Below are 20,052 nucleotides of genomic sequence, written 5' to 3' on the forward strand. Positions count from 1 at the left end.
CTGATTCATCGTAGGAGCGGATCACACTACCTCGTGGCGAACCGGCGAAACATACCGCGACTCATGCTCTCGCAGAACGCATTTCGCCGAGCCATGTCGGCGAACAATGCAATGAATTCAACCGACTGGTCGCGACGACGGTCGGTCCATCGAGGGAAAGCGAAACGAGTCCGAGCTAGACCTTCGGAATCCCGAGCAACCCTCCGAGGCAACCGCTGGGCCGGTCGACATGCCGATGGAGAGGCGGTCACAACCGAGGGCTGAACGCCCATACCTCGCAGGGCTACAGCGAGATCCGGGCGAGATTCGCTGTCAAGATTCGCGGGCCGCGATTGCGGCCTGGCAGCAGAGGGCGGGATGAGGGATTCGTCGCCGAGCACACCCAGGGCGATCACCGCTTGCTCGCGGGCCATCTGCTGTCCGCGATCCAGCATTGCGACCAAGCACCGCCCAACGGTACCTGGCGCCGATCTTGCCCCCGGACACAAAGGGCAGGCCACACCTTTGAGGTGTGACCTGCCCTTTTCGGTGGTCCTAACCATGATCAACCCGAACCACCCGACGGCAGCGGGTCCGAAACTTTGGGTCAAACCGGTGGGCACTCGCCGGACATCTCGACCTGGTGGTGGCCGCCAATGAGACCCGGTCAGAGGTCCGCGGTCGAACGGCTGCGACCGCGGTGATGTCCGGTTCGGCGTCTGGCAGCGCCTTTTGCCACGGTTCAGGGTACTTGGGTACCATGATTCCAGGAGGCACCATGACCACGCCAGCTACCGGCGCACCCAAGCGGCCAGCGCCCCTGAAGATCGACGCAGCCACCGACGAACTCATCTCCCAGGCAGCCCACTTCCTCGGCATGACCAAGAAGGACTTCGTCGCCGAGGCTGCCCGCGTGTACCTGGAACAGAAGAGACAGGAGATCCGTCGCGGCATGATCGAGTCGATGAAGGTCCTCGACGGATCCCTCGGCGCCAGCGTCGCCATGCTGACCGGCCTATCCCCCCAGCAGATCGAAGAACTCGGAGGCGTCAGCGACTGGGAGGAATGAGACGATGACCGTGCGGCCGACACTGCGCTGCGTGCGCGAGGACCTGCGTCTTCCCCTTCCTCCCGTCAACATCCCGCTGGACCTGATCGATCACCCGATCCTGGCCAAAGCGGGAGAACAGTTCGCCAACCCTGGCACTCCACACGAGCGCATCCGCGCCATCGACGACACAATCCTGTTCAAGGTCAAGGTGAACCGTTGACGAGGCGCCGTCTACCTCGACGAGCCGGACGCCGAGATTCCGGCATGGCTGGTCTGTGCCGGAACTCGCGAAGACGGCTCCACCAACGACTTCTACACACCCCTGCAGCATCAATGCCAGACCGCTCGACAGCGCCACAACGCCGCGCACGACAAGCCACTCACTACCGATACCCATAGCCGACATTTATTGCCGGACAACGACGATCACGACCGATACCGGCTCGAATCAGCCACTCGATTCGCGCTTCGGTTGAACACGGCGATCGCCGAACTCGTCGTCGGATCACTGCAAGACGGCCACGAACACGCCGTCGATCTGGCCGGATTCCGCCTCGGCGTTCAGGTTCGCGCGGACCATGGCCACGAAACCTATGTGGCCATCCGAATCACAGGCTCGGTCCCGCCCAATCTCACCGCCGTCATCCTGCATCGAGTCCCCGGCTGCGCACCTGATGGTTGGTTTCCCGAATCCTCCCTCCCCGAACGCGAACTCATGCCCGCCGAACAGGTCTGGTCCAACCTCATGGACCCCAAACAAGCCGCTCGGCTGCTGGCACGAGACGACTGACGCCGCGCCGCGGCGTTGCTCCGTCGCCCGAGTCCCTCCGTGGTCGAACTGTACACGTGAACCGCATCCGCTAACTCGACGCGCCAGGCACTCCCGAGGAGATATCGGTGGTGACCGACGGCGTGGCCATCAGCCCCAATGGCGCCCTCCCCGACCCATATTGCCGCCGCAGCACTAACCTCAAGGGCCGGAATTTTCCAGCTCGCGGTCGACAGCACCTCCTCTGCACCACCAGAATGCACTAAGAGCTCCTATCGGGTTCGGTTGCTGGGTCGTCGCCAGCAGATGAGTGCTGCGGCGAGGTCGAGGAATCCGTGGTGGATGTCGGTGCGGCGTTCCCATCGGATGCCCAGTCGCCGGTACTGGTGCAGGAGGGCGAGGGTCTGTTCGACGATCCAGCGGCCTGCGGTGACTTTGTCGCGGGTGCCGCGGCGGGGGAATGTAGCCGGTGATATGTCGTTGCCGCAGTTCGGAATACACGCTGGGGTAGTCGTATCCCTTGTCCGCGATCAGGTTGGCGATCCGGCGGCGGGGTTGGCCCGCACGCCCGCGCAGGGGGCGAACCCGGTCGAGCAGCGTGGGCAACATCAGGTGATCGTTGACGTTGGCCGCCGACAACACGATGGCGAGCGGGAATCCGTTCGCGCAGGTCAGGATGTGGTGCTTGGAACCGGTCTTGGCGCGGTCGACCGGGCTGGGACCTGTTGCGGCGCCCCTTTTTTCGCCCGCACGTGCGAGCCGTCGACCATGACCCGGTCGAAGTCGATCAGTCGGGCGGCATGGGCGCGGGCGAGTACGGCCTGATGGATCTGTTCGAACGTCCCGGCGGCTTGCCAGTCCCGCAACCTGCGCCAACAGGTCATTCCGGACCCGAACCCCAGCTCCTGGGGCAGGTCTTCCCATCCGATACCGGTGATCAGCACGAACAAGATTCCCTGCAGGACCAGTCGGGAGTCCATCTGCGGCGGTCCCGGTGTCCCGGCCGGTTTCACCGGCAGTAGCGGTTCGATTACCGCCCACAACTCGTCATCCACGATCCAAGGTGCTGCCACAACGAAAGGGACTGAGATCCACCACATGGTGAGACCGGAGTACTGCCCGCCAGCCTAGATCGAGTTGCCCTCTTCTCCGAAGCCAAGCATGCAATCGACGAAACAGATTGCACTCGCACGAGTTTGCACAGAGGTAACAGCACCTCCGCCAAGTACACCCGCGCGGCACTGTCAACTCCGGTCGAACCTTGGATCTGGCACGAATTCCGTGATTCCGCCTGGTCGGGTTGTTCAGTCGCTCAAAAGAATCGGCTTCCGGAGAAGATCGGGTTTGGCGCGGCCGAACATCTAGCGCTTGATCATCTTGATCCGGTTGACGTGGCCTTCAACCTGTCCGCTGCTCCAAGGCAGGGTGAGACCGGCGCTGACGGCGTCCTGATCGCGGCGCAGGCCGCGGACGAAGGAGGGCTAGGAGGTCGTCAGCCTCGACGACGTCCATCCATTTCGCCAGGTCACGTCCGCGCAGCTGGGTCATGAGGGCAACAAAGTCTCGGACAGGAACGGCCAGTCTGGTGAGTTCGGGACTTGCGGCGAGGATGGCATCAAGCTGTTGTCGGGCTTGGGGATCCAGGCGGGCTGGGTCGGTCATGACCCAGCCGACCGCGCGACGAACAGAGGACGGTTTGGAGGTCGAGGCGGTTCGGGTTGATCCTGATTCGCAAGGAAGCCGCAGGCCATCTGGCCTGCGGCTTCTCTGCGTTGTGGCCCTAACCATGATCAACCCGAACCATCCCACGGCCCACGGACCGCAGTTACGGATCAAGCCGGTCGGAACACTCAGCACACGGACAAGGGCTTGACCCACGGATTCATCTGTCGAATCCGACGGTGGCACTGTACGTGCGGAGGATTCGGCGCCGCACCCATCACTGCCCGGCCCGTCCACCGGCCGTCGGAACACACGCTGTTCGATCACCGAACCGGGCTCTTGTGCTGGGCAGGACGTGATCGGGAACGACCACGGTGATCATCCGCGGGGCCACCGACGCGACTTGGGTTCTTCGAGTCTGGCCGCCGCCGAAGCGGCTGTCCGGGGCGGGGTTTCCCCGGACCAGCGTGGGATTACATCAGCGTGTCGCCCTCCCGTTGTGCCGAATCGACGCGGCCGGGGCGTGGTCAGGTTTCGGGGAGGGGTGGGGCGGGGGTGAAGGTGACGGGGAGGGAGGCGAGGGCTCGGTGGAATGGGCCTGGGCGCCAGGATAATTGGGGGCCGGGGAGGGCCAGGCGGATTTCGGGGAGGGCGTCGAGGAGTTGGTCTACGGCTTCCTGGGCGATCAGGTAGGCGAGGGAGCTCGCAGGGCAGGCGTGGGGGCCGATGCTCCAGGCCAGGTGGGATCTGTTGCCGGTCGATTGGCCGCTGCGGATCTCGGGGTCGGTGTTGCAGGCCGCCATGCTGATGACGACGGGTTGGTGGGCGGGCAGCCAGCAGTCGTCGATGAGGACGGAGCGGGGCGGGTAGCTGATGCAGAAGTTCGCCATCGGCGGGTCGTCGAAGAGCACTTCGTCGAGGGCGTCGCGGGTGGAGAGGCTGCCGCCCAGGGCACTACCGGCGAACCGGTCGTCCACCAGGAGCAGGAGCAGGGTGTTGACGATCAGATTCTGTTGCGGTTCGATGCCCGCGCCGTAGAGGGTGACCAGTTGGTGCACCATCTCGATATCGGTCAGTTCGGCGGAGTGGTGGAGCATGCGGGTGGTGACGTCGTTGGCGGGATGGGTTCGTTTGCGCAACGTCAGCTGGTGCAGGGCGTCGGCCAACAGCATGTTGCCCTGTTCGGCGCCGATGCCCTCGAAGATCGCGCGAAAGCCCTGCGCCGCCTGCCCGGCGAGGTCGACCGGACAGCCGAGCAGGTGGTTGAGCACTTGGAAGGCGAGCGGAAAAGCGTAGTCGCGCACCAGATCCGCCGAACCCGAGGCGCAGAACGAATTGATCAGCGAGACCGAGACCTGTTCGACGACGCTCTGCAGCCCGTATCGGTCGACCCCGGCCAGGGCGGCGGCATTGGCCTGCCGGTACCGCATATGTTCGATCCCGGTGGTGCGCAGGGAACTCGGCCGCCACTGCATCATGGGCAGTACCGGGCAGTCGGAGGGCACCCCGGCCTGCCACACCCGCGGATCGGCGGGAAATCGCTCGGGATCGTTGAGAATCCTTACCGCCGTGCGATATCCGACCACCAGGGTGGCCGAAACGCCCGGCGCGAGGTCGACCGTAACCAGCGACCCGTACTTCTCCCGCATCTCGCGATACGCGCGATGCGGGTCGGCGGCGAATTCCGGGGTGTACATGGGTACCCGGGTACCGCCCGGATCGGCCGGCCCGGCATCCCCGGTACGCACGAACGGCACAGACTCTGACATCGAACTCACTTCACGCGGTGCACAACACTCCCCCGCCGCCGTAAACCGCACATCCCGGACCGACGCGGAACGGTCACACCCTACCGACGTGTGCCACCCGCGTGCACGGCTATCACCCGGTTCGACGGTCGGTGGGCCAGGTCATCGTTCTCGTTGACGTCCGGGTCAGCGGGCGCGAGCGCGTAGGCCTCTACTCCGATTGACCTTGGCCACCACGGAACACCTATTCAGCCGCAGAACCCTTCGCACACAATCGATCCGAATGTGGGACACCGGCTCGGCAGTGTGATGACTGTGTTCCTTCCCGGCGTTCACGCGGGTACTCGAGCTCGGGGTTTCGACCCTCGAGATGGATATCGCGATCACCAAGGACGGCGAGGTCGTCACCCACGACAGCACGGACCCCGTTTCGAGGGTTGATATCTTGCACGAAAAAAGCAGGTCAGCACCTTTTAGGGTGCTGACCTGCTCTTTTGTTGTGGTTCTAGCTGGGATCGAACCAGCGACCCCTCGCGTGTGAAGCGAGTGCTCTCCCGCTGAGCTATAGAACCGGGGTCTTGTCGCCGAGGCGACTGTCCGGAGCGGCGTTTGCGGTGCCGCTCGAACGAGAATGAAGATTACACACCCGGCTGGCATCACACCAAATCGCGTGCACAACGGCGTAAAACTGAGGTTATCGGGGGCGGTGGGGCGGGTGAGGTTTCACCGGGGTGTTGCCGGGGCGACATGAGGGCGTCGCCGAGACGGGGTGGGATAAGGGTGATCCGTGTCCGTCCGGTCGCCGAGTTCGTGGGCCGACCGGCGAAACCACATGCCTGTAGTTCGTATTTACCCCCATCTACCAGGCGATTTGTTACCTGCGCAGATCGTCGGCTAATGTTCTACCTCGTCAGCGGGACAGCCGAGAGGCGCCCGGGACGAAATGCGGATGTAGCGCAGCTGGTAGCGCATCACCTTGCCAAGGTGAGGGTCGCGGGTTCGAATCCCGTCATCCGCTCGAGGGGCCAACACGGCCTGCTTGGCGGTGTGGCCGAGTGGTGAGGCAACGGCCTGCAAAGCCGTGCACACGGGTTCGATTCCCGTCGCCGCCTCTTCTTTTTGAAGAGCATAAAGACCCGCGCGATTAGCTCAGCGGGAGAGCGCTTCCCTGACACGGAAGAGGTCACTGGTTCAATCCCAGTATCGCGCACCATGTTTCATACAGATCAGGCCCGGCTCACGCCGGGCCTTTCTGCATTTCCGGGTCAGGCCAGCGCCTTGTCCAGACTCCAGTCGAGGTGGTCGGTGCGCTGCACCCGCATGTGGTTGGTGCCCGGTTCGGGGCCCAGATCGCGCTGGTGGAACCGGAACCGGTAGCTGCGGTCGACCGGGTCGGCCACGTAGTTCCACAGCGTGCGCTCGGGCAGCCCACCGGTGACGCCCGCGGCCGCGTTGTCGACGAAGGCGCACAGCACGACATCGAGCAGGGCGTCGACATCGTCGGGGCTCCACGGCCCGTCGTGCGCGGCGATCGCGTCGGACAGCATGCGGTAGCGGACGAAGGAGTCGTGCTCACGTCCCGGATCCACCTGCGGGAAGGTGTCGACGCCCGGATAGGTGTGCAGAGCGTGGTTGGTGATGATGAACGGCGCGTCGCCGGGGGCGTCGGTGAAACGGTATTGGCGTGAGGTGCGGTCGATCTCGAAGACCGCGGCCGCGCCGTGGGCGTCGGCGATGAGCCAGTGCTGGCTTTCGGCGACCGGCACGAAGATGTGCTGGGTCAGCAGTGCGCGCTTGGCCTCCGCGACGGTGGTCGCGGTCTCGAGCACGTAGCCGACCAGCTGCATCGACGACAGGCCGTGGTCGAGGAAGCCCGCGCCGCTGGTGCCCGGATTGCCGGGCGCGGTGTGATCGACCAGCAGCGCCATGATCAGGCCCGCGTCGTTGACGCCGTCGAATCCCGGGCTGATCAGGTCATGACAGCCCAATTGGGCCACCGCGCGGCCGGATTCGCCGACAGTGGTGATCAGCACGGCCCGGGAGCAGGACGGATGCTCGTCCGGACCCGACGCCATGCCGGTGGTGGCGCTCAGCGGCAGGGTGAACCAGTCCATATTGCGGCCGAACAGCGGCCGCCCGGTGGTGGTGACCGACGGCGGGAACCACACAGCCGAGCACGCCGGACCGCCCGGGACGTCGTATCCGACCGCGGTGGTGTCGAATTCGTCGCCGTCGGCCGGCACTCCGAACACCGACGCCACGCCGCGGGCCCGCGCCGCCAGCGCCGGATGATTCCGTTCCAGGTAGACGCGCCGGGCCTGCGCGTAGACCGGATCGGTATACGGCGCGATCCGGGCGGCGAAATCCGAGCGGCCGAGCCGGGCCAGATCGGCGCCGATCTCCTCGTCGCCACCACGAACCGTCACCGCCCGCACCGACATGAAATCGCCCTCGACCGGGGCGAGCAGATACGAATCCTCAGAGATCATCCCGAACCTCCCGGTTGCCGAGTCCAATCCAGCAAACGTATCGCAACCGGTTGCCGCGAAGGTCCCTATCGGAGCGCCGGCCACCTGGTTCGGTTGTTGCGCACCGCGATCGCCGCAGGCCAGACTCTGCCCGGCCTGGCCTGCACGCACGGGGCCTGCGGTGTCAGTTACCGCGTTGGGAGCGGATCAGGGCTCCTGGACGAGCCCCGGTGTCCTCGCCATCGCGCAGCACGACCTCACCGGAGACGATCGTGGCGCGATAGCCCTCGGCCCGCTGCAGCAAGCGGCGCGCCCCGCCGGGCAGATCATGGGCCATGGTGGGCGGCAGCAGGCGCAGGGCCTCGAAGTCGATGACGTTGAAGTCGGCCTTCTTGCCGACCGCCACGACGCCGCGGTCATCGAGCCCGTACATCTGGGCGGTATCGAGGGTCATCTTGCGGATCGCCAGCGGCAGGGGAATCCGCTCGCCCCGGGAACGATCGCGCGCCCAGTGGGTCAGCAGGTAGGTGGTGTTGGAGGCATCGCAGATGGCGCCGACGTGCGCGCCGCCGTCGCCGAGGCCGACCGCGCTGGCCGGGTGCATGAGCATCTCGCGGATCGGGTCGTGGGTGAAGCCCGAATAGTTGAGCAGCGGACGGTAGAACAGCGCCGTGCCGTCGCGGGTCAGCAGCTGGTCGTAGATGTACTCGAACGGTTCGATGCCCGCACGGGCCGCGTCGGTGGCGAGGCCGGCCGCCGGATCCGGCTCGTAGTCCGGGGGATCGCCCAGGGTGAAGGTGCGGTCCAAGCCCATGCTGATGAAGGCCATCGGGTTGTCGGGGAGGTCGGCCTCGGTGAGGATCGTCCGACGCAGGGCCGGATCGCGGAGTTCGGCGACCAGGGCGTCGAGACTGTGCCCCGCGCGTTCGACCGCGGCCTGGTAGCTGGGCCGGAACGAGAACGGGTTGAAGGTCTGCAGGCCGATCAGCAGGCCCAGCGGCCGGGCCGAGACCTGCGGGCGGATCGGGATCCCGGCCTCGAAGGCCGCACCGGCGGTGTCCAGCAGCCGCTTCCAGTCGTCGGGCGCGCCATCGTGTTGCAGCAGGCCGTAACTCACGGTGCGGCCGGTCTGTTCGGCCAGGCGGACCATCCAGGCGAGTTCACGGTCGGGCGCGGCGAGGTCCTCGCCCATGATGCCGGCCGGGGCCAGTTCGAAGACGCCCGCGCCCGCGTCCGCCAGGGCATGGCCGATGGCGAACAGCTCCTCCTCGGCGGCGAAGGTACCCGGAACCGGCTCACCGTCGATGGCCCGGTGCACGATGGTGCGGGAAGTCGAGAAGCCCAGGGCGCCCGCCTCGATGCCCTCGCGCACGAGTTTGGCCATCATGGCGATGTCCTCGGGTGAGGCGTCCTCGTTCTTCGCGCCGCGCTCCCCCATCACGTATGCGCGCACCGCGCCGTGCGGGACCTGGGTGCCGACGTCGACGGCCAGTGGCAGTCGGTCGATCGCGTCCAGATACTGCGGGAAAGATTGCCAGTCCCAGCGGATTCCGGCCGAGAGGGCGGCGCCGGGGATGTCCTCGACGCCTTCCATGAGGCCGATCAGCCACTCCCGCTTCTCGGGCGTGACCGGCGCGAACCCGACCCCGCAGTTGCCCATCACCACGGTGGTCACACCGTGCCAGCAGCTCGGGGTCAGCTGGGGATCCCAGGTGATCTGGCCGTCGTAGTGGGTGTGAATGTCGACGAAGCCGGGGGTGACCAGCAGTCCCTTCGCGTCGATCCGGTTCTCCGCCTCGGTGTCCGCGAGCCGGCCCGGTGGGGTGATGGCGGCGATGCGCCCGTTCTCGACGGCGATATCGCCGGTGTACGGCTCGGCGCCGGTCCCGTCGACGATGGTGCCGTTCTCGATGATGAGTGAGTAGCTCACGCGAGGTCCTAGCCTTCCAGGTTCACTAACGCCGCACAGATTAACTAGACACGGCGTCAGCGACCTCCGATTCGGCGAAATTCGCTACGACCTATGGCGAAATTTGCTCCGCTGCGGGTTCACAAGCCGGAAATTATGGTGGTGCCCATGAGGATTCGGCGGTGGCGGCGGGTTTATCTGGCGGCCGAGTACGCGGCGTTGTTCTTCGGCGGGACGACCGTCTACAACGCGGTGTTGCGCGGGAAGCCACCGATTCCGGCGTTGCTGGTGCTGGGGACCGGGGTGACCGTGTATCTGCGACGGTCGAAGGGGTTCGACCGTCAATCCCTGTGGCGAGCCGAGGCATTCCCGGAGCAGGCACGGTCGATGGCGGTCGGCGCGGGGGCGAACGCGGTCGCGTTGACCGCGGCGACGGTGTTGCTGGGGCGGGAAGATCTGTTCGATCTGCCGCGGCGCAATCCGTTGATCTGGCTGGCGGTCATCGTGTTGTATCCGGCGTTGAGCGTGTACCCACAGGAGCTGATCTTCCGGTCGTTCCTGTTCCACCGGTACGCGCCGGTGTTCGGGGAGGGCCGGGCGATGGTGGCGGCGAGCGCGGCGGCGTTCGGGTACGTGCACATCGTGTTCGGGAGCTGGTTCTCGGTGGCGGCCAGCAGTGTGGGCGGGTGGTTGTTCGCGGCGCGGTATATGCGGACGCGGTCGCTGTTCACGGCGTCGGTGGAGCACGCCGCGTACGGAATTCTGGTGTTCACGGTGGGGCTGGGGCGGCATTTCTACCACGGCGCCGCCCCCGCCGCGCGAATTCAGTTGGGGGCGGGCAGAACTGTCTGATCCCGGTCCGCCGGAGCGGGCCGGGCGAAGACCGCGATGGCGATGATGATGAGGAAGGCCAGCAGCGCCGTGCCGGTGCGAGCGATGTGGAACAGCTCCCAGCGGTGCAGGATCCGGGCGTAGTCGTCGGGGCGGGGGCCGACGGCCCACTGCTTGATCTTGCCGTTGATCGGGACATTGCCGAATCGGGTGATGACGAAGGACGTGAGCACGAGTCCGAAAGCCGTTGCGGCCGAACGGCGCACGACTCCCCCGCTGTAGATCGCCAGCAGCAGTGAGGTGAGGGCGGCCAAGCCCATCGCCGATTGCATGACGGGGCCGTTGACCTTCATCAGCGCGGTGTGGAAGGTGAACCGCACGTCCAGCGGCACCGTCTTGAACGCTTGCGCGACATTGATCAATCCGTATCCGAAGGCACCGCACAGATATCCGGTGGTGAGCAGGGCGGCCGCGGTGAGCAGTCGAGTGCGCATGGGTGAGCCTTTCACGGAGAGCGCCGTCTCCTCTATTAGTTCACTTTTCCGAACAGTTCAGATCTTCGAACCTGTATCCTGGATCTGTCAAGACCGCAGTACGACATCGATCGGAGGGGTTCGTGCCTCGGCCACAGCGAGCGGCGGACGCCGCGGGCGCACCGGTGAGTGCGGAACACCAGCGGCAACTGGAGGCGCTCGCACCCCTGATCGCCACGCATTTCCGGCGCGCCCACGGCGATATGCCCACCGCGTTGCGCGAATCCTTCGACGCGGGCGGGCTCGGCAATCGGCACGGCGCGGTGCTCGCGCAGGTGCTGGCGGCGGGGAGTCTCAGCGTCAGCGATCTGGCCCGCCGGCTCGGCATCAGCCTGACGAATGCGAGTCAACTCGCCGGGGAGCTGAACCGAGCCGGGTGGTTACGCCGGCACAACGACCCCGCCGACAATCGCCGCACCTTGCTGTCGCTGCCCGACGATCGCCGCGACGACGTGGCAACCTTCATCAACCGGCGGTCGGATGCGCTGCTGCGGGCGATGGGGCGGCTGACCGCGACGCAGCGGCGGGGGTTTCTGGCCGGGCTCCAAGCCTGGGCCGACGAGATCGACTGACCAGAGTCCACGGGCGCCGGGCCGCAGCGCCCGGTCGTTCGACCGCCGAATTCGGGCCATGTTCGACGGCCCCGCCAACCGACCGGGACGACCTTGTCGGGCAGACTTGATCAGGTGGGAAACCTACCTGTGGCAGCGGTGGTGTGCGCATTCATCGGCGCGGTGTTGTTCGCCGTGTCCGCGGTGGCGCAGCAACGGGCGGCGGCGGACATCCCCGAGGGAGATGCGTTGCTGGCCAAGCTGATTCGCAATCCGCGGTGGGTGGCCGGGGTAATCGGCGACGCGGGCGGATTCGCGTTCCAGGTGGCGGCGCTGGCCTTGGGTTCGGTGCTGGTGGTGCAGCCGATTCTGGTGACGGCCCTGGTGTTCGCGCTGCCGCTGGCCGCGCACTACAGCGGGCGGCGGGTGACCACAGTGATGTGGTTGCAGGCGGCGGCGTTGTCGATCGCGCTGGCGTGCTTCCTGGTGATCGGCGAACCGACCGAGGGGGTCACCGAGGCGCCGTGGCATCGCTGGGCGCTGCCGCTGGGACTGGCGGCCGGTGTCATCGCGGTCAGCATCGTGGTGGCTACCACCGTGCGCGTGCCAACCCTGCAAGCCCTGCTGCTGGGCACGGCGGCCGGTCTGCTCTTCGGTGTCTCGGCCGCCCTCACCGACAACGTCACCCAGTTGTTCACGATCAGCATCGGGACCGCCCTCACCAGCTGGGAGCTGTACGTCCTGGCCGCCTGCGGCCTGCTGGGCCTGTATCTGCAACAGCGTGGCTATCAGGTGGGTCCGCTGTCGGCCTCGCTGCCCGCGTTCACCGTCGCCGAGCCGCTCGGCGCGGCCTTCCTCGGCATGACCGTCCTCGACGAGCGGCTGCGGTCCGGTCCGGTGGGCACCGCCTTCGTCGCCCTCTCGGTGGTCGTCATGTGTGTTGCGGCGGTGCGCCTTTCCCGCGCCCAGGCCGCACCCCCGGCCGGCCCGTTGCCCGAGACCGGCTGACCGGCACCGCGACATGCCCGAAATCGCCCGTTTTCCTGGCGATTTGCATTACCCACCCACCCATAGGCTAATGTTCTGTCCCGCAAGCCGATCGGCCCACAAGGCCGGGTGAGCACGCGGATGTAGCGCAGCTGGTAGCGCATCACCTTGCCAAGGTGAGGGTCGCGAGTTCGAATCTCGTCATCCGCTCAAAGGGGGATTTACCCGCGCGATTAGCTCAGCGGGAGAGCGCTTCCCTGACACGGAAGAGGTCACTGGTTCAATCCCAGTATCGCGCACCAACGTTTGACCAGATCAGGCCCGGTTTCCGCCGGGCCTTTCTGCTGTCGTGAACTCAACGTGAACTGAGGTCTGTGAACTCAATCTGAACTGAGTTCAGACCCTCAGGTTCGCCCTCAGTCACGAACTCACCCCCACAGGTACCGCAGTAGATCGGTCCAGCAGCGAGAGTCGTTCGGGATACCCGAATCTTGCGGCCACACGTGCACGCTGCGGACAGGCCGTTGTTGCTAGACGTACGGCCGCCGCGCCGATTCGGTTCCCGCCGGCGGTAGGCCACGAGCGCCAAGGCCAGTTCATCCAGCACCTCGCTGTACTGCTGCTGGGTCAAGTCCGGCACGCTCGTGACCGACGATCCGAATTTCGGGTGATGCGCCAGCGCCAGCCCGAGTTCCTCGCCAAGGGCGCGGTACCGCTCGTTGTGCCAACGGCCCTGGCGGCTGGTGTCCTTGATCGCTCGCGTCACCGCGACACCGTGCGTGGCCTCATGCAGCAGCATGCCGAACACATCGACACCGCCACGCTGGAGCCCTTCCCCGCCGACGAACAGTTCATGGAGTTCGTAATCATCGCTGAGGTGCGAAGTGGCCAAGGGTGAGGTTGCTGCCGCCGGTCGAACCTGCTCCCACGGTCAGGACGACCTCGGGCACATCAGGATGGCGGGATCGGATTACCGCCCATACATTTTCCAATGCGGTCACGAGTAGTCCTCCATTCCGATGATGACGGTCATCGCCGTGTCTTCCCGCGTCAACGAACCAAGTGGTGTCCGTGCGGGAGGGCACCGCTAGTTCGAGCTTGGGGCAGGCCCCTCTTCAGCCACTCCCTGCACGGCACCCGGTGGGAAGCAAGCCATTAGGGAGCCACACCAAACCAGACGGTGGGCAGCCGAATATTGGGAGCATCCCACCGGGCACCTGGATCAAATCCTGGCCGGGACCTGATCCTGACAGCAAGTGTCTAACTAGCCGAATGGCGGGCGATTGATGCACTCTTCCGGCTGCTCCCCTCCAGCGTGTAGCCAGAACATCGAACGAGCGTGTACCGCAACAGAAACCGGACAAGTCAGTGGTCTGCGCAAGAATGACCACCATGAACGCAGCACTACTTACCGACGTCTGGCGGCAGCTGCTCGCCGACCCCCGCAAGTCGTGGGTGCTTTTCGAGCACGGCACCTGTGTCGTGCTCACCGCCCCGGATGGGGACCTCGCCGAGCAAGCCACCACGATCCTGGCGGAGTTCGGCCCGGCTCGTGCCGGATCGGCAGCAGGAGATTTCGGCGTGATCAACCCCAAGGATGTGGAGGGATGGGTCGTCACTGGGCACCACAACAATGTCCTCACCTACGTCGGTCCCGATGAGCCCCACGATCCTTCGCAGCTGGCCGTCGGACTGTGCGGTCGTACCAAGCGCCATCGGGACGGCACCGAGCTACACGTCGTACACGTCGAGGACAGGCGGCCGAATACCACTGATGCTGACATGAATGGCCTCAGCTGACAGCCACGACGGCGGACAGGAACGTCCGGTCACGCCGCTGATCGCTCGGTCCAGTGCTCCTGCCTAGTTCTCTCCCAAGTCCTCTGTTTGGTTCGTAGCGTCCCGGCAACTCGAGTGGCGCCTGGCCTGCCTGGTTACCGGCGGTCCGGGTGGTCTAGGCGAAACAGTGTTGGCGAAAGTTCCGGGGACCAGCCAGCGGTCCGCGCTCGCTCGATCGCAGCGCGCACATCGGCAGGGTGGACACCGAGGTGGATGGACCTGTTGCTGGCCGGGAAGGATGGGCCAGAGAACATCTGGCTGGCTCGAAGCCGACAGCGCCAGCATGACGCCAGCGCTGCCCCAGCGCCCAAATCGGCAGCCTCACCAAGGCTCTCCGGTCAGATCAGCCGTTAAACCGGGAACTCCCGCAGATCGATGTGCACGCCATCGCGAGTTCGCATGCGTTGCAATGCGCCTTGGCCTCGTCGGGGTTTAGACGCACCGAAGTCCTCGACTACATCGACAACCCCGAGTAGATGAGCCCGCTGTCGCGGTAGTTCACGGTCAGTCCCCAGCGCGCCGCGGTGGCAGCGGCGGCGGTGCGGTTGGGCACGTGGAGTTTTCGCAGGATGCGCTCGATGTGAGTGGCGATGGTGGAGGGTTTGACCCGCAGGTGGGCGGCGAGGGTGGCGTTGGAACCGCCTTGTGGAAGTAGCGCGAGCACGCCGAGCTCCCGAGGGGTGAGGCCGCGAGGTGGATCGACGCGCCGGTAGGCGACCAGGGTCCCGCCTGATCGCGCCGCCTGCATCCGCGTCCGGTATACGACATCGCCGTCGAGCAGCAGATGGTCGCAGGGTCGACCGGAGGCGGCGACCGCCCACGCGAGTTCGATGCCGGCGCTGCCAGGTACGAACAGGTGCGCTGCGGCAGGCTCCGTCACCGGATGTACGGTTCCGCTCGCGGTGACGATCACTACCGATTCCTCCTGATCAGCCGACGCTGCGATGCCTCGGCAAGGATCTATGGCGGCGCCGACCACATCTGCCATCAACGCGAGTGCTGTCACCGACGTTGTCGGAAAAGGTCCGTGCGTGGTGGTGCTCATGTTCAGCATGCCGAGATAGCGGCCGTCGGCGGCGAACAAGGGCTGGGTCAGGCCCTCCCGGTAGCCGAGGGGGACGATTACCCGGTCGAAGATCGCACCGTGCCGTACCTGCGCCGGCACATCGCACAATCGCATCGGTATCTGGTCGTGCCGGAGCCGGGTGAACAGGGGATGGGTGTGCAGGCAGTTGTTGGTAACCTCGAGCGCCTCCCGGGGGTATCCGACGCTGGCCGCTGTGATGTGCACCCGGGCGCCTGGATCCCACCGCGACAATGCGGCGTGCTGATAGGCGACGACTCGCGAAAGCTCGAATAGCACCCGCCCCAGGCCCGATCGGTCCGGCGTGGCCGCCCTGATAGCGGCTCGCACTCGGACGGCGGCAGCGGGTTCTAGATCTCGACCGGGTGCAACAACCACCGCCACAGTATGGCCCGGTTACAGCACCCCCGATCTGCCGGTCGCTCAATGACGATGCACAGTCGCCGTTTCGCGACGTCCGTCGATCGGCGGACGTCACGCTGCCCGCCTCGGCCTAGGTTCTCCCGCACCACTATGACGAACTTGGAGGTTTCGATGGATGTCGCCGATTACGCCGGCCGGGACGCCACAGAGCTGGCCCAGCTGATCAACCAGGGCGAGGTCAGCGCCGCGGACGTGCAGGCCGCGGCTGCGGCCGCGATCGCGCAGGTCGACCCTGTTCTCGGTGCGGTCGCGGGCGAGGTGTTCGAGCGCCCCCTGGCCTACGATGCGTCCGGCCCGTTCGCGGGGGTGCCCTCCGCGTTCAAGGACCTGATCATTCATGCGGCCGGAGTACCGCAGCGCAACGGCAGCCGGTTGTTCGGCCCTGGCGTGATGTACGCCGACGACACGGCGTTGATGGCCCGCTTGCGCCGAGCTGGGCTGGCGATGATGGCGGTGACCACCTCCCCCGAGCTCGGGTTCAACGCCACGACTGAAGCTCTCGCCTACGGCGCACCGACGCGCAACCCGTGGGACCCCACCCGCACGGCGGGCGGATCCAGCGGCGGCGCCGCGGCGTTGGTCGCAGCCGGAGCGCTACCGCTGGCCCATGCCAACGATGGCGGCGGCTCCATCCGCATCCCGGCCGCGGCGTGTGGGCTGGTCGGACTCAAACCGAGCCGTGGCCGCGTCTCCGCCGCTCCGGACTACGCTGATCCTCTGCTCGGCATGGGCGCGGAGTTCGCAGTCACCCGTACCGTCCGGGACTGCGCCGCGTTGCTCGACGCGATACACGGCAGTGAACCTGGCGACAAATATCTGTTTCCCGCCGAGCCGACGAGCTACAGCGCACTGATCTCCCACCCGACGCGCGCGTTGCGCATCGCCGTCGCAGGCGATCTCTCCCAGGCCGATCCCGCCTGCGCCGACGCCGTCCACAGCGTCGCCGAACAGTTGGCTTCGATAGGCCATCACGTCGAGGAAGCCACTCCGCGCATCGACGCCGAGGCGTTCCATCACGCCAATCTCGATGCCTGGTGCAGCTTTCTCGCACACACCGTCACCACCGCCGCCAAGGCACTGGGCATCGACCCTGGCACCGAACACCTTGAAGCCAGCACCCGCGCCTGCGTCGCCTACGGCGCCACCAGGTCCGCGGCGGACTTGTACGTCGTCGAGGAGACCTTCAACCTCGCGCGCCGTGAGGTCGCCCGACTACTCACCGACTACGACGTCTACCTCACTCCGACTACGGCCAGCCCGAATCTCCCTCTCGGTCACCTCGATGCCGACGACGCGAGCTTGACCGCGCATGACTGGTACCGCAAGATCTTCGACTTCGCGCCCTTCACCGCCCTGTTCAACGCCACCGGTAATCCAGCGATCTCCTTGCCCCTGGCACGATCGGCCGAGGGCTGGCCGATCGGCGTCCAATTCGTCGGCCCCTACGGCGACGAGGCCACCCTGCTGAGCCTGGCCGCCGACCTCGAACGGTGGTTCCCCTGGCATCAGCACCGCCCGGCGATTTACGCGCACTGACAGCGCTGTTCACGCTGCTGGGGCTGGGCAGGGAGGACCGACGAGCGGATTCCACACCGGCAAACAACCAAAATCCAACCGGGAAGAATTCCCGCCGCGATGCCCCTCCTGCGCCAGCTCACATCTCCAGGAAAGACCTCTTGTGACACACAGTGCCGACGCCATCGCCATCCCTCACCTCCCCGATGCTGTCCGCGCCCAACGCCGTGTCCTGACCGTGCTGGTGTCCGCGCAGATCCTCAGCGGCGCCGGACTGGCCGCCGGGATCACCGTCGGCGCACTGCTGGCCCAGGACATGCTCGGCTCCACCAGCCTGGCCGGCCTACCCAGCGCCCTGTTCACCGCCGGCTCCGCGCTCGCCGCCGTCGCCGTGGGCCGGCTGTCCCAGTCCCGCGGCCGCCGCCCTGGCCTGGCCGCGGGCTACTTCACCGGCGCGATCGGCAGCCTCGGTGTCATCGCCGCCGCCGTCGCGGACAACCCGGTGATGCTGTTCGTCGCGTTGTTCGTCTACGGCGCGGGCACCGCCACCAACTTGCAAGCCCGTTACGCCGGAGCCGATCTGGCCACCGTCTCCCACCGCGGCCGTGCCGTATCGACCGTGCTGGTGGCCACCACCCTCGGTGGTGTCGTCGGCCCCAACCTCGCCGCCCCGACAGGCACGCTCGCCCGAGCCGTGGGAATTCCCTATCTGGCAGGGCCTTTCCTGCTAGCCGCGCTGGCCTACGGCTTGGCCGCGCTGGTGCTGGCGATGTGGCTGCGCCCGGACCCGCTGCTGTTGGCGCGGCAGATCAGCGCGGCGGACTCCACCGCCGCGCCGAGCACCACGCAGATCTCGTCCGCTGACGGCTCCAGCAAGGCGATTGCCGCCGGTGGATTCGTGATGGCGCTGACGCAACTGGTGATGGTGGCGATCATGACCATGACACCGGTCCACATGCTCGCGCACGGCCACGACACCGCCGCCGCCGGCGCAGTGATCGCCATCCACGTCGGCGCCATGTACCTCCCCTCCCCATTGACCGGATGGCTCGTCGACCGCTTCGGCCGACTGCCTGTCGCCGCCGCGTCCGGCGTGACGCTGCTCGCCGCGGGAGTACTCGCCCGCCTCGCACCCGGCGACTCGGTCGCCCTGCTCGCGCTGGCGCTGGCCCTGCTCGGGCTGGGCTGGAACCTCGGACTCGTCGCGGGCACCGCGATCATCACCGACACTGTCACGCTGGCCACTCGGGCGAAAACCCAAGGCGCGGTGGACGTATCCATCGCCATCGCCGGAGCCACCGGCGGCATGGGCTCCGGACTCATGGTCACCGCCACCAGCTATCCCACCCTGGCACTCGCCGGTGGCATCCTCGCACTGGCGGTCGTCCCGGCCGCCGCGTACTCGGGCCGTCGAAACAACACTTCGCGGTAGGGCGCGGGGGTGAGCCGCGCATTCCATGACTCGAACAACCGCCTCAATTCCTTTTCATCCTGCCTGGCTGCGGACCGGCCGCAGCGACGGCGCACCTACCGCCGAGTCCGCGCGCCATCCCGCATGCCCTGCGGTCGTGGCTTCCAGCACCAGTCGTCCACGCCGGAAGGGCCGCTCGCGCACCAGAACCCGCACCTCGAAGATCATTCGACGCACCCTTCCGTGGCCCATTTCCAGACCTTCGGCGCAGATAATGTGTCGTTGTCTGCGTTAACTCCTTAGCGTGACTTTTGCGAAGTTGGGCCGCCGATGGCGGCTACCAGCATCGAACATGTTTCCTGGCAATGTATTTCGAGCCCACAGCCTCGTCTGCGGGCGCTAAGCGTGACTTTCTCGTCACTGGCCCTCACGGGCCGATATGCGCCGGTCACGCCCGTGGGAGCGGGGAGCGGTTCAGTGCGTCAACGCGTCGATTGCCCGCGGAGTCCGAGATGTGCTGCCCCACATCAGACCGGCGGTGAGCGCGGCCGTGAGGACGCCGGTGGTGATCACGCTGATCGGCCGGTCCAGCCCTGGGGTGTAGGCAGCGGTGACATTGAACGAGACGTGCATCAGGATCGCCGCACTCACTCCATGCCCTGTGCGATCGTGCAGCCACACGATCAGCACCCGAATGGCGACCGCACCGAGGAACCATCCGGCGATCCAACCCACCGGATGTCCCGCCTCGACCAACGGAATCAGATGCCAGAGCGCCCAATAGACGCCCAGACCGAGCGCGGCCGGCAACATGCCGAAGCGCTGCTGTAACGGCTCGATCGCATATCCGGTCCAACCCAGTTCCTCGCAGGTCGCTGCGATCAGGAAAACCAGCACCAGCCCTGGTGCGGCGGCCGGGGATAGCGGCAGCCGCCATCCGGCCTGCCCCGTCCAGCACACGGCCGCCGCGGATACCACCGCCAGCGCCACCGGCAGCAACACAGCAAGCACGTACCAACGCAGCGCGGCAGCGGGACGGTCCACGGCCCGCCGCAGCAGCCCAGGCACCGCCGCAGCACCGGAATACCGCCAGGTCAGTGCCACGGCGACGGCAACGGGAATCATGAACATGGCTGCGCTCGCGGGTAGCCGCATTGTGCCCAGCTGTATTTCGCCGGTGACTGCGCCCAACACGAAGAACGGGATGGAGGACAGCGCAACCAATGTCAGGAACAGTTGCGGTCTGCGTTCATCGATCACGCTCCGACCATAGTGCGGCAGCGGTCGATATC

At 66.4% G+C, this 20,052-nt stretch carries 17 protein-coding genes, 6 tRNA genes and 2 pseudogenes; 15 read left to right on the top strand and 10 right to left on the bottom strand.

Annotation, left to right across the window (positions count from 1 at the left end; translation table 11 throughout):
• The first annotated feature begins 757 nt into the window (after positions 1 to 757).
• The 3 genes from ABZ412_RS27540 to ABZ412_RS27550 all read left to right on the top strand — a co-directional run bounded on the left by ABZ412_RS27540 (position 758) and on the right by ABZ412_RS27550 (position 1,820).
• Entirely contained in the window at positions 758 to 1,048 is a 291-nt protein-coding gene (locus ABZ412_RS27540) for a hypothetical protein (protein ID WP_357285519.1), read from the top strand.
• A gap of 4 nt (positions 1,049 to 1,052) precedes the next feature.
• Positions 1,053 to 1,250 (top strand): hypothetical protein, encoded by a 198-nt coding sequence (locus tag ABZ412_RS27545; protein WP_357285521.1) that lies wholly within the window; start codon positions 1,053 to 1,055, stop codon positions 1,248 to 1,250.
• Positions 1,251 to 1,502: 252 nt separating this feature from the next.
• Entirely contained in the window at positions 1,503 to 1,820 is a 318-nt protein-coding gene (locus ABZ412_RS27550) for a hypothetical protein (RefSeq protein WP_357285524.1), read from the top strand.
• Positions 1,821 to 2,071: 251 nt separating this feature from the next.
• On the opposite strand, the pseudogene ABZ412_RS27555 reads toward ABZ412_RS27550, so the two are convergent.
• Together ABZ412_RS27555 and ABZ412_RS27560 are read right to left on the bottom strand one after the other, a co-directional pair.
• A pseudogene (locus ABZ412_RS27555) lies at positions 2,072 to 2,872 on the bottom strand (IS5 family transposase).
• 1,116 nt (positions 2,873 to 3,988) lie between these two features.
• Positions 3,989 to 5,230 (bottom strand): cytochrome P450, encoded by a 1,242-nt coding sequence (locus tag ABZ412_RS27560; protein WP_357285526.1) that lies wholly within the window; start codon positions 5,228 to 5,230, stop codon positions 3,989 to 3,991.
• Positions 5,231 to 5,537: 307 nt separating this feature from the next.
• Between ABZ412_RS27560 and ABZ412_RS27565 the strand changes: the two are divergent.
• Positions 5,538 to 5,624: pseudogene (locus tag ABZ412_RS27565) on the top strand (hypothetical protein); the annotation flags it as partial.
• A gap of 85 nt (positions 5,625 to 5,709) precedes the next feature.
• On the opposite strand, the gene ABZ412_RS27570 reads toward ABZ412_RS27565, so the two are convergent.
• Positions 5,710 to 5,781 (bottom strand) — tRNA-Val (locus ABZ412_RS27570).
• Positions 5,782 to 6,154: 373 nt separating this feature from the next.
• On the opposite strand from ABZ412_RS27570, the gene ABZ412_RS27575 reads away from it, so the two are divergent.
• The 3 genes from ABZ412_RS27575 to ABZ412_RS27585 all read left to right on the top strand — a co-directional run bounded on the left by ABZ412_RS27575 (position 6,155) and on the right by ABZ412_RS27585 (position 6,422).
• A tRNA-Gly gene (locus ABZ412_RS27575) sits at positions 6,155 to 6,227 on the top strand.
• 23 nt (positions 6,228 to 6,250) lie between these two features.
• Positions 6,251 to 6,321, top strand: a tRNA-Cys gene (locus ABZ412_RS27580).
• A 26-nt stretch (positions 6,322 to 6,347) separates the two neighbouring features.
• Positions 6,348 to 6,422, top strand: a tRNA-Val gene (locus tag ABZ412_RS27585).
• A 52-nt stretch (positions 6,423 to 6,474) separates the two neighbouring features.
• Here the strand turns inward: ABZ412_RS27585 and ABZ412_RS27590 are convergent.
• Together ABZ412_RS27590 and ABZ412_RS27595 are read right to left on the bottom strand one after the other, a co-directional pair.
• Positions 6,475 to 7,698 carry a C45 family autoproteolytic acyltransferase/hydolase gene (locus ABZ412_RS27590; RefSeq protein WP_357285529.1) on the bottom strand — a complete coding sequence of 408 codons (1,224 nt, stop codon included), beginning with the start codon at positions 7,696 to 7,698 and terminating at the stop codon, positions 6,475 to 6,477.
• A gap of 163 nt (positions 7,699 to 7,861) precedes the next feature.
• Positions 7,862 to 9,607, bottom strand: a complete 1,746-nt coding sequence (locus ABZ412_RS27595; protein WP_357285533.1) for an amidohydrolase family protein — start codon at positions 9,605 to 9,607, stop codon at positions 7,862 to 7,864.
• A gap of 147 nt (positions 9,608 to 9,754) precedes the next feature.
• Between ABZ412_RS27595 and ABZ412_RS27600 the strand changes: the two genes are divergently transcribed.
• Complete coding sequence (locus ABZ412_RS27600) at positions 9,755 to 10,438, top strand: CPBP family intramembrane glutamic endopeptidase (RefSeq protein ID WP_357285535.1); 684 nt, start codon at positions 9,755 to 9,757, stop codon at positions 10,436 to 10,438.
• Here the strand turns inward: ABZ412_RS27600 and ABZ412_RS27605 are convergent.
• Positions 10,411 to 10,911, bottom strand: coding sequence for a DUF1772 domain-containing protein (locus tag ABZ412_RS27605; protein WP_357285538.1), 501 nt, complete (start codon positions 10,909 to 10,911; stop codon positions 10,411 to 10,413). The two genes, ABZ412_RS27600 and ABZ412_RS27605, sit on opposite strands and share 28 nt — an antisense overlap.
• 122 nt (positions 10,912 to 11,033) lie before the next feature.
• Between ABZ412_RS27605 and ABZ412_RS27610 the strand changes: the two genes are divergently transcribed.
• The 4 genes from ABZ412_RS27610 to ABZ412_RS27625 all read left to right on the top strand — a co-directional run bounded on the left by ABZ412_RS27610 (position 11,034) and on the right by ABZ412_RS27625 (position 12,790).
• Complete coding sequence (locus ABZ412_RS27610) at positions 11,034 to 11,522, top strand: MarR family transcriptional regulator (RefSeq protein WP_357285540.1); 489 nt, start codon at positions 11,034 to 11,036, stop codon at positions 11,520 to 11,522.
• 114 nt (positions 11,523 to 11,636) lie between these two features.
• Entirely contained in the window at positions 11,637 to 12,509 is an 873-nt protein-coding gene (locus ABZ412_RS27615; RefSeq protein WP_357285543.1) for a DMT family transporter, read from the top strand.
• A 116-nt stretch (positions 12,510 to 12,625) separates the two neighbouring features.
• Positions 12,626 to 12,698 (top strand) — tRNA-Gly (locus tag ABZ412_RS27620).
• 17 nt (positions 12,699 to 12,715) lie between these two features.
• Positions 12,716 to 12,790, top strand: a tRNA-Val gene (locus ABZ412_RS27625).
• Positions 12,791 to 12,843: 53 nt separating this feature from the next.
• Here the strand turns inward: ABZ412_RS27625 and ABZ412_RS27630 are convergent.
• Positions 12,844 to 13,380 (bottom strand): hypothetical protein, encoded by a 537-nt coding sequence (locus ABZ412_RS27630; protein ID WP_357285546.1) that lies wholly within the window; start codon positions 13,378 to 13,380, stop codon positions 12,844 to 12,846.
• Positions 13,381 to 13,871: 491 nt separating this feature from the next.
• Between ABZ412_RS27630 and ABZ412_RS27635 the strand changes: the two genes are divergently transcribed.
• Positions 13,872 to 14,288, top strand: coding sequence for a hypothetical protein (locus tag ABZ412_RS27635; RefSeq protein WP_357285548.1), 417 nt, complete (start codon positions 13,872 to 13,874; stop codon positions 14,286 to 14,288).
• A gap of 493 nt (positions 14,289 to 14,781) precedes the next feature.
• Here the strand turns inward: ABZ412_RS27635 and ABZ412_RS27640 are convergent, their stop codons facing one another.
• Positions 14,782 to 15,618 carry a LuxR C-terminal-related transcriptional regulator gene (locus ABZ412_RS27640; RefSeq protein ID WP_357285551.1) on the bottom strand — a complete coding sequence of 279 codons (837 nt, stop codon included), beginning with the start codon at positions 15,616 to 15,618 and terminating at the stop codon, positions 14,782 to 14,784.
• 327 nt (positions 15,619 to 15,945) lie between these two features.
• Between ABZ412_RS27640 and ABZ412_RS27645 the strand changes: the two genes are divergently transcribed.
• Both ABZ412_RS27645 and ABZ412_RS27650 read left to right on the top strand, forming a co-directional pair.
• A complete protein-coding gene (locus ABZ412_RS27645; protein WP_357285554.1) occupies positions 15,946 to 17,370 on the top strand; it encodes an amidase family protein in 1,425 nt (474 codons plus the stop codon).
• A gap of 142 nt (positions 17,371 to 17,512) precedes the next feature.
• Positions 17,513 to 18,781, top strand: a complete 1,269-nt coding sequence (locus ABZ412_RS27650; RefSeq protein ID WP_357285557.1) for an MFS transporter — start codon at positions 17,513 to 17,515, stop codon at positions 18,779 to 18,781.
• A 54-nt stretch (positions 18,782 to 18,835) separates the two neighbouring features.
• Here ABZ412_RS27650 and ABZ412_RS27655 read toward each other — a convergent pair whose 3' ends face one another.
• Together ABZ412_RS27655 and ABZ412_RS27660 are read right to left on the bottom strand one after the other, a co-directional pair.
• Positions 18,836 to 18,988 carry a hypothetical protein gene (locus ABZ412_RS27655; RefSeq protein ID WP_357285559.1) on the bottom strand — a complete coding sequence of 51 codons (153 nt, stop codon included), beginning with the start codon at positions 18,986 to 18,988 and terminating at the stop codon, positions 18,836 to 18,838.
• Between the two features lie 246 nt (positions 18,989 to 19,234).
• A complete protein-coding gene (locus tag ABZ412_RS27660; protein WP_357285562.1) occupies positions 19,235 to 20,020 on the bottom strand; it encodes a CPBP family intramembrane glutamic endopeptidase in 786 nt (261 codons plus the stop codon).
• Positions 20,021 to 20,052: the final 32 nt, after the last annotated feature.

It is taken from the genome of Nocardia sp. NPDC005746 (assembly GCF_040630785.1).
Classification (GTDB): Bacteria; Actinomycetota; Actinomycetes; order Mycobacteriales; family Mycobacteriaceae; genus Nocardia.

Excerpts from the sequence above, each read along its gene's own strand:
- ABZ412_RS27540 (WP_357285519.1), top strand. The coding sequence starts at position 758 with ATGACCACGCCAGCTACCGGCGCACCCAAGCGGCCAGCGCCCCTGAAG.
- ABZ412_RS27545 (WP_357285521.1), top strand. The coding sequence starts at position 1,053 with ATGACCGTGCGGCCGACACTGCGCTGCGTGCGCGAGGACCTGCGTCTT.
- ABZ412_RS27560 (WP_357285526.1), bottom strand. The coding sequence starts at position 5,230 with ATGTCAGAGTCTGTGCCGTTCGTGCGTACCGGGGATGCCGGGCCGGCC.
- ABZ412_RS27590 (WP_357285529.1), bottom strand. The coding sequence starts at position 7,698 with ATGATCTCTGAGGATTCGTATCTGCTCGCCCCGGTCGAGGGCGATTTC.
- ABZ412_RS27600 (WP_357285535.1), top strand. The coding sequence starts at position 9,755 with ATGAGGATTCGGCGGTGGCGGCGGGTTTATCTGGCGGCCGAGTACGCG.
- ABZ412_RS27605 (WP_357285538.1), bottom strand. The coding sequence starts at position 10,911 with ATGCGCACTCGACTGCTCACCGCGGCCGCCCTGCTCACCACCGGATAT.
- ABZ412_RS27635 (WP_357285548.1), top strand. The coding sequence starts at position 13,872 with ATGACCACCATGAACGCAGCACTACTTACCGACGTCTGGCGGCAGCTG.
- ABZ412_RS27645 (WP_357285554.1), top strand. The coding sequence starts at position 15,946 with ATGGATGTCGCCGATTACGCCGGCCGGGACGCCACAGAGCTGGCCCAG.
- ABZ412_RS27655 (WP_357285559.1), bottom strand. The coding sequence starts at position 18,988 with ATGATCTTCGAGGTGCGGGTTCTGGTGCGCGAGCGGCCCTTCCGGCGT.